Raw genomic sequence first — 8,307 nt, 5'->3', positions numbered from 1 at the left:
TTGTTTTTATCCTATTTATAGCTATGTATAAACTGAATATATGTTATAAAATATAAGTTAAATTAAAAATACCATTATTAGTTAGTTACCGTACTTAACAGGTTGTGCACAAAATGGGTTTCAATCAGACTGCACTGAACATAGTAAATATTCCGACGTCATAAGTCCGGTTCCATTCCTCATCCGGGAACTCTTCACTTGATTCTGCAAGGATACCTTCTGATCAGATTATATAATGGAGGGGATAATTTCTTACCACGATAATATTCAATTTATCATCGAGTATTACATCCTGATTATTAATGCTCACCCTGCCAGAGTTATAAAAACGTCCTAAAAATGAAATCCGCACAATGGAAGCGTTGGATAAATTCATTCCCGGAAAATTTAATTTCGACCCGGATCCAGAAATAAAAGTCATGTTGCTCATAACAGCCATTTCTTCAATACGGGAAGTGTTGATTATTTCCTCCCCCGTATCATCAATAACAACAAGATTGCTGGTTGTTGCAACAGGATACATTGTTATATTCCTTCCGGGTATCACCCTCAATGCATAGACCATCGAAATCGACGGTATATTATCGGGCGGCGATTTTTGCATTCTCTCCAGATCAGATTTTTGAAAAGTTTCAAAAATACTCCTGTTTAACCAGTTCGCCCAGGTATCACAAATTATATCGAAAGAACCGGACCTTTGACCCCTTCTTTTACAATCGGCATAAGGAGGCATACCTAACACAACCTGGTAATTAAAATGCTCTGCTTTCCAGAGGGCTTCAAAGCTTTTTCCGAAAGAAGTTGAAGTTACGGGAGTTGTGTTGTAAACCAGCAAAAATGATTCATTATACAAAGAATTAACATGAAAAGTCACTGTTCCATTTACAGTTTGACCTGGCAGCAGGGTTGTATCCTGTAATTTTGTTTCTATTTCATTGTCATACAACACTTCTATTGATCTTGAATTAAAAGGTTCAAGGGATTCGGTTTTGAACATCCGGTCACCTTCATGCAGGCGCAGTCCATCCAGTTTAAAAAATATAGGACTTGAGCCATTATTTTTTATTGAGATATCATATACTGCATAGCATCTTTCAGAAATATTATATTTATTCCCGTATTTTACGTCATATACATTATACCTGCCATTTTCCTGTCTTACCAACAAATCGTAGACATCCCCGATTTTCAGGTATGAGGTCTCATTATATCGAATTATTTCAATCGAGTTATTATCAGTAAAAATATGGATTGTTTTATTCTCCACATCTTTGGTGATTTTCGCATTTTCCACCCAGTCAAGATGCCGATTATTCTTGAGATAATTCAGCAGTCTGTGACTTTCGTTTCCAGGAACATTTTCCCAACTGAACAAATAAATATTTTCGTTATTATCATTCAAATATATGCTTGAGAAAGATGTTATTTTGATTTCAGGCATATTTTCATTGTTTGATGAATTGGTCAGAGTTTGGGATGAGATAGCCACTGTTTCTGTCTGTGTTGAGTCTGGTTCCCGAGTGTTATTCTTTTCCCCGTTACATCCGCTTAAAATAACCGATAATATTAGCAACATTATAACGGTTGTTACAATTTTTATCCTTGATACCATATCATTTCTCCCTGTTTACTTTATATTCTACTTTATTGTATATATTGCAATATATATTATAATTGCCAGAACTACCTCAAATCCAGCTGTCTTTTTGGGCGGGATTATCGTATTGGTATCGAATGGAACTGAGGTCACTGGCTGGATCGGACTTTCTGCCAGTCTTTCAGTTCTATTTGGAATTACAATGATACTTCGCTTTATGTTCCCGGTTCCAGTTTGACTGGCCATAGTAATATTTCCTGTTCCCTCTGGCTCGCCGCCCACCTTTACCAGCCAGCCATCTTTATTGCCTGACCCATATGATCTTATGGTGCCTGCCAGGATGTATCCTCCATCTGTGGTCTGATTGTAATAGAAAAAATCACCTACTTTCCCATTCAATCGTGTTACAATTTCACCATTCTTATATAAAGAAAAATGCGCTGACCTATGTATAGAACTATTTATAATTACATCAGTTATATTATCGAATAAAATCAAATATTCTTCCTTGAGCAGAGTCATGTTCACTCCGCATTCACTGGAAACCATCTCAACTTCCTTCTCCCACAAAAAAAGCCTGTCCTCATGCGATAGTATCAAGTCTCCAGGCGCATATGTCCGGTAAGATGCGGGGTTTGAAAAAGCTACTCCAGCGCTGGCTGAAATTAAATTCCATAATCGTTTCATGGGGCTTGATGGTTGGTAATTCACGGCACAGCTATCTGGGGATCAATAGTTTCAAAGTTTTCACCAGAACCTATGTATATGTATTGTTCAATCGTCGCTGATCTGTAATAACCTCCAAAATATGGAATTGCTTTTACCATATATTTTCCTGTGGAGAACAATGTTGATTCAAAATTCCCGTCTTTGTCGGTGGTGGTTATTGTCATTTCATTATTGTCTTTAATGAGCATGAGTTTGACAAATTCATTTTCATTGGTATCGCTGACTTTTCCTTTCAATGTGATATTGGATTTTGTCCAGTTCAAATAGATAGTCTCATTTAATTCTTCCCCTTTCTTAAAAGTGATCTGTGGTTTTATGAAGTTATCATAACCCCTGCTTGATGCGATCAAGTTATATGTTCCCGGCTTGATTTGATTTAACTGATATTGACCTTTATCACCTGTCCTGGCTATGTCGATAAAATCCAGGTTCGAAGAGTAGATCCCAACACTGGAATCATTTAATGTGTTTCCTTTATCGTCATAAACCACTCCTTCGATGAGACCTGCGGGTTCGAGATAAAAATCTATTTTGTTTTCAAACGTGTCATAACCATAATATTTTACAGCCGACATGAAATTCTTATGAGTGGTTGTTAGATGGTAATCCTGATAGGGAAACCTATCGATCTGATCAGGATCATTATGCAGTTTGTCCAATGTAACGGAATAGAAGCCAAAATCGTCTGATTTTATATTCCGGATCGCTCGAGAACTACCTCCTAACCCACCGTTTATGAAGAGACTGATAGAAATTGTTGCATTAGATATCTTATCCCCTGAAATATTGTCATAAACATATCCGTAGATTGTCAGCTGTCCTGATTCTGGTTCTGTTAGCCTGGAAGGGCTTTGGGCAGACACAGGGGAACCAAAGCCTTCGCTTTTGGCTAGTTCTCCAACACTATGGTTTGTTGGATCCGTATTATTTATCCCAAAAACTCCAAAAGGAGCGCCCAAAAATGGCCAATATGCTACAACTTCTGTTAATATCAGAAATGCAGCTATCAATAATATGCTGCCTAAAATGAATTTTTTTCTTGTCATATTAATTTCAGTCCCATACCATTATTCCACTCGAAAGATTCACTAACTGCCATCCTTTCTTCAGTCGAATCCATCCATCTGTCCCTATGGATAGTACTATCCTGTCATTACGATTTTCCGGATCAAGATGATAATAAAAGTGGATTTTTTCGATTTCAGTGTCGGAATAAACCCATGCATAAATTCTGGGAGAAGATTGCGGATATTGTGACGGGTCTACAAAAGACTCTGGAGATGAATAATTACTCATGCTGATCGTGAATTGCCTGAAAAACTCGTAAGATGTTTGTTCATCTTCTTTGAGTTTTTCATGACTCTCATTCATGCTTATTTCATTATTTCCCGAATATATGTTCAGATTGCCATTCTCCTCTTTTGCAAAAAACAAACCATGCCACCCATACTCTTGTTCAATATTTTTGGTGACACCATGAAATTCCAATTCCCCATTCTCATTAAGCCGGATTATCAAATTGTTTCTTCCTGATGCTGTGATACTTCCTAAGACTGTTATGGTTGTACCGTTTCCATTTTTTGTTATATCCAGATCTTCTCCCGGCTGTGTGAGTCCAACATTCTCTATCCACTTAACAAAACGATCGGTGTCTTTGCCTGGAACTTCATTCCAGTTAAACACGTAATTCCCCAACCCTGTTCTATCTATCTTTAGAGCTTTTCCGTGTTCTGTATCTATCAGGGATGTCGTTGTGCTGCCTGTGATCATGGGATTTTCATACATTTTTAATACAGTTTTATTTTCATCAAGCAAAACCGGAACATAAATTGTAAAATTTTCAGCGCTGGATTCCACGGAAATTGATGTAGATGTGCTTGCTTCATGTTGTGGTCCAAAGAAAACTAACAGGCTCAGGAAAGAGTTAGGCCAAAAAACCAGTACTAAAATAAAAAACATTCCGGCAAAAGATGCAACGAACGCTTTTAAAGAATAATAAGCCTGAGGCTGCCTCTTAAAAGCCGCCAGTCCGATAGCAAAAAAGACCAAAAATATCAACAACGGAAATAATAATTGCCAGATCCCTTCGAAATATATCATCGATCTTACCGAAAGGGTCAAAATATAGCCTATTGGGAAAGATATGATCCCCATAAGGAAAAATACCAGATATATCCATTTTTTCTCTTTTTTGGTTTTTAGATCATTCACAATTTTATTCCCCTATCCAAAAAGTCATTTTCCAATCTTGTGAGATTGTGTTTTTACGCCGAATTCTTTCAAATAAACGTATGCTGGTATTACTGAATACCAGGTGTAAATAACAGTATCCAATACAACATTTATTGCATAGTAAGCTATTGGAACCCTATAAAAAACAACTCCCGCGATAGAGCTGCCAAGGAAGAGAAATACAAATGGAACAATCATAAAATATATCGTCATCGATTTTTTGTTGTGGGCAAACTCTTTACTTGCCTTCATTCCATCAAGAACCCCCCGATTTTCAAGCATTATAAAAGGAATTGTGTAAAAATACCAGATTGCAAATAACATACCTGGAATAATAAAAAATAAAGTCCCGGCTATAATCATAAAACCAAGAAGAATGCCTGCCGCTATGAGTACGAAAGCTTTCTTTGATGCAAGTCCGGAGGCGGTTGCAAGATCTACTTCTTTATTTTCAAGTATATTTTTTATTGTTACCGTATATATTCCTTCAATAATTATATTAATTACAATAAATATTATTAAATATATTATAAAATATGCTAAAATTGATGGAAGAACCGGCATCAGGTCTGCAATTGATCCTATTTTGTCCGGTATATCAATATATTTACTGGCTAAATAACCCTGTAATCGGTCAAATAAGACCAGAAAGATCATCGGAAGCAAGATAACCGGCTTGCTCAGAATGATTTTGAATGATCCTTTCAATACGTCTCTTACATTAATTTCGTTACTCATTTATACCACCTCTAAATTATTTCTATGGGGCCATTGGATTATCGTTAAATTTAAATTAGCCCCTATACTACCACTTCTCCTACGCTCAGATTTCCGTAGTTATCTATTGCAATACTAACTTGACTCCACGTGTCCAAATATTTTTTAAATGGTTGGGCAGCATTATTATCTAATTTTATAATAAATGTGTAATATCCATTTGGAAATAACCTTTCTTTGTCATGTACACTCTTCCATCCATTTTCAGGATAGTTTATGGATTGTCCTGGAACAGATTGTCCTGATTGTGAATATCCTAACTTGTAAGTTTCATTGATAAGCAATGTATTGTTTGAATCAAATACCTGGACATTTACACTATGATTAGTTGAATCCATATTATTTATCCCAAAAACTCCAACAGGAATGCCCATCATAAAATAAGGATTAATATTTTCTTTTATTATCAGCACTACAGCTATCAATATTATGATTCCAATAATTAATTTTTTCCTTGTCATATTTTTAGCTTCTTTTTAAATAATTTATTTAGTATCAAAGTAATAACTGCAAGGATGAAGAACAAAGGATTATATCCACTGTTTCTCATTTCTGCACATCCTTTACCGATATTCCTGAAGAAAAACTGATTTATACTCAGTCATACATCATACCCACAATGGAAAGCCTTACAACCTGCCATCCCTGAATTAACTTAATCCTTTGTTCGGTTTTTATATTTATCGCTCTTCCCCAGCCGTTATCCCTCATAATAGAAATACTAAACATTGTGCCATCTTCTTCTGAATAGATCCATGCGTCTACATTGTTATGTTCTTGACCCCGGATTTCTCCAAATTGGGTGGCATTACTCGTGCTTAATGTAAACCCATTAATGAACTTATTATCAGCCTCGGGATCATGTGCCAGCCATCCACCTGTCTGGCCCATTTTTATTCCAATCGGCCCTGATCCGCTTATCTTAAGGGCTTTACCATGATCGGTATCAATTATTTCAGTTATCGCATTCCCGGAAATTGCAGGTTTGCGATACATTTCCATTACAATGCCATCCTCAAGAATGGCCGGAACATACACTGTTGCATTTCCATCGGCTGATGAAATATCAATAGAAACATCGGTAGTCGCATACTTTGCCACACCTAAAAAAAGGCTTGAAGAAGCAAACAATATAATAAAGGCAAGGATTATCCCTGCACCCCTGGTTATCTTTAAGAACCCGGGAATTTCCCGTGCAGTATAGGCTGTCCTTTCAATAAAATACATTCCAATAGCAATTGAAGCGCCGGCTATCCCTATTTCAAACAATGTAAGAATAATGCCAATGATAAGCGCATATAAACCACCCCCTGTCCAGGTAGAATTAACAAAAACCACAATGCTCTGGCCATATAAGTTTAAACCATAACCCAGAACTGCGCCGGAAATACATGAAATAGTCATTATAACTATGTTCCTGATCTTTGGAAAACCTAATATAGGACCCACAAAAACAAGCGTTACAAATAGGGGATCAAGAAGGCCATATATTTTAATATACTCCCCGAATAACAGAAACCCTGAGACGAATCCCCCAACTATCCCGGCTATGGCATATTTTATTGATGTCACCGATGATTTTTTTTGTCCCCCGAAAACATACCCGGTATATAGGCCAAAAAGGCCATAAATTACCAAAGATGCAAATGCAAATGAAACTCCTATTAAACCTAAGGAACTAACCGAATTTAAAATTGTGATCATATAAAAAACTATATATCCAATACCAATTCCCATAAGCAGCCCAAGTGCACCGTGTATTCCATAGCTGCGAAGACTTTTTATGTTCAACTGGTCGATATTGTTATTCATTTTGATACTCCTGTAAGAAATTCCAACCGTTTTTCGAGTAAGTCCTATGAACGGATAAACCTCAATCATAAATATAACGTATAATTACATAAGCTTTACTATTAATAGACAAGTTGGACAATTTGGACTCGAATATGTTTATTAATAAAAGTAACATTTTCATTGCCTTTTCTATATCTCTTCCCCCCCCTCATTCACCTTTACCAGCCATGCATTCTGATAACTATCGCCATACAAATCTGTTCTGCTTCCTGCAAATATATAGCCCCCATCTTTGGTCTGCTGGACAAAGCTGGCTTCATCTCTGTGTGAACTGCTCCGGGCTAAAGCCGCGGAACGTCCCGTTGCATTGACCCTCTATTGAGTAGTCCTTGACGGGCGTTAATTCCGGTAGTTCCTACCGTACTGGTTGGGCTATTCTTGATTAATATCGCAGATACCTGATCTCTTCCCATGATAAGACCACAGGAAAGACACCGATGTACCCTCACTGATAGGTCTTTCGGAACATGGAACCCACAAATACAGGTCTGCGATGTTCCTGCCGGATTAACGAATTCAACTATTTTCCCTTTGGAGGTTTGATCTGTTCCCCGTTACTCAGGGTTATCAGATCGATTAATCCAACGTCTATTCCTGTTTTGGTTTTGACTTCAATAGGGATAGGCTCATCGATTTCACATGAAAAGGAAACATACCATTGGTCTGTATCCTTTTTGATGGTACAGGTCTTGATTATGCCTTCAATCGGTCTATGCAGGATTATCTTGATAGTTCCAATTTTTGAAAGGTTAAGCTTTCCGTCTTTGAGTCCGAAACCTAATTGGGGATACGTGAAACTATTGTATCTATTTCTTCCCTGAAACCGGGGATATCCGAACCCATTAAAGAAATTCTTGAAACTGCGATCCACTCTTTTTAAAACATCTTGAAGCACTTGACCATATACTTCTTTTTGATATGATGTTTTTGTAGCTGTTAAATCAAGCATTTGATCGTATTTGCTGATCCATTCAGGTTTTCCCCACGGGAATACATCAAATGATTTTCTGAGCCGATTAAGCTCTGCTTGTTTCTTTCGTTCTGCGAGAGCATTATTATAGAGATACCTGCATGTTCCAAGCGTTCTATTCAAAATAACCTCCTGATTCATATTAGGG

The 8,307-nt window shown here is 37.1% G+C and carries 9 protein-coding genes; all 9 read right to left on the bottom strand.

Going from position 1 to position 8,307, the window contains the following annotated elements; all coding sequences use genetic code 11:
* Positions 1–223: 223 nt before the first annotated feature.
* Positions 224–1,612 carry a hypothetical protein gene (locus FIB07_17945; GenBank protein ID NJD54727.1) on the bottom strand — a complete coding sequence of 463 codons (1,389 nt, stop codon included), beginning with the start codon at positions 1,610–1,612 and terminating at the stop codon, positions 224–226.
* Positions 1,613–1,639: 27 nt separating this feature from the next.
* Complete coding sequence (locus tag FIB07_17940; GenBank protein ID NJD54726.1) at positions 1,640–2,308, bottom strand: hypothetical protein; 669 nt, start codon at positions 2,306–2,308, stop codon at positions 1,640–1,642.
* Positions 2,305–3,372, bottom strand: coding sequence for a carboxypeptidase regulatory-like domain-containing protein (locus FIB07_17935; GenBank protein NJD54725.1), 1,068 nt, complete (start codon positions 3,370–3,372; stop codon positions 2,305–2,307). The genes FIB07_17940 and FIB07_17935 overlap by 4 nt, the downstream gene beginning before the upstream one ends.
* A 7-nt stretch (positions 3,373–3,379) precedes the next feature.
* Positions 3,380–4,537, bottom strand: a complete 1,158-nt coding sequence (locus tag FIB07_17930; GenBank protein NJD54724.1) for a hypothetical protein — start codon at positions 4,535–4,537, stop codon at positions 3,380–3,382.
* 24 nt (positions 4,538–4,561) lie between these two features.
* On the bottom strand, positions 4,562–5,296 hold the full coding sequence (locus tag FIB07_17925; GenBank protein ID NJD54723.1) for a hypothetical protein: 735 nt from the start codon (positions 5,294–5,296) through the stop codon (positions 4,562–4,564).
* A gap of 62 nt (positions 5,297–5,358) precedes the next feature.
* Complete coding sequence (locus FIB07_17920; protein ID NJD54722.1) at positions 5,359–5,796, bottom strand: hypothetical protein; 438 nt, start codon at positions 5,794–5,796, stop codon at positions 5,359–5,361.
* Between the two features lie 136 nt (positions 5,797–5,932).
* A complete protein-coding gene (locus tag FIB07_17915; protein NJD54721.1) occupies positions 5,933–7,147 on the bottom strand; it encodes a hypothetical protein in 1,215 nt (404 codons plus the stop codon).
* Positions 7,148–7,470: 323 nt separating this feature from the next.
* Complete coding sequence (locus tag FIB07_17910) at positions 7,471–7,713, bottom strand: transposase (GenBank protein ID NJD54720.1); 243 nt, start codon at positions 7,711–7,713, stop codon at positions 7,471–7,473.
* The coding region (locus FIB07_17905) for a transposase (protein NJD54719.1) at positions 7,710–8,307 on the bottom strand (598 nt) is incomplete at its 5' end. The genes FIB07_17905 and FIB07_17910, both read right to left, overlap by 4 nt.

The organism is Candidatus Methanoperedens sp. (genome assembly GCA_012026795.1).
In the GTDB taxonomy this organism is placed as follows: domain Archaea; phylum Halobacteriota; class Methanosarcinia; order Methanosarcinales; family Methanoperedenaceae; genus Methanoperedens.
This window is presented reverse-complemented; position numbering and strand designations above follow the sequence as displayed.